The organism is Vibrio sp. 1288 (assembly GCF_033344475.1).
This window is the reverse complement of sequence record NZ_JAWPOX010001103.1, coordinates 1-524: the sequence shown is the minus strand read 5'-3', so window position 1 is coordinate 524 and position 524 is coordinate 1. Positions and strand designations below refer to the sequence as shown.

The 524-nt window shown below is 47.5% G+C and carries 1 protein-coding gene; it reads right to left on the bottom strand.

Features of this window, described 5'->3' with window-relative positions; all coding sequences use genetic code 11:
• On the bottom strand, positions 1-524 hold a 524-nt coding region (locus R8O11_RS31130; RefSeq protein ID WP_318195379.1), incomplete at both ends, for an MATE family efflux transporter.

Genomic DNA, 524 nt, shown 5'->3' with positions numbered 1-524 from the left:
CGCGAGGAACGTTCCTTTACGCCATTGATAGAAGAATATTACTCCAAGACCAATCCCTCGCATTGCCATAAAGCTGGTCATCGCAAACCACAGTGCATGGTTTTGCCAGCCAGAGAACAAAAAGAAGATTACGAAGAAACAGCAAGTCGCCACGAACATACTGTTCCGCATATCTTTACCTTTGGTGGCACCAACAAAAATGCCATCGAATAAGAAACACCACATGGATGTCAACGGCATCACCACCAGCCAAGGTAGATAGATCGCTGCTTGCTGCTGCACAATCTCAATAGAAGTGATCATGGCGATCAAATTCGATCCCGCTAAGCCAAATACCGCAGTAAGCCCTAAGCAGATGATCAGACTCCAAAAGAATGTCCCGATCAGAGAATCACTAAGCTGAGCTCGGTCTTTCGCGCCAATCGCTTTCCCCACCATCGCTTCCATCGCGTAGGCAAAACCATCCATGCCGTAGGAAATCATCATCAAGAAGCTCATCAACACAGCGTTTGCCGCGACAACAT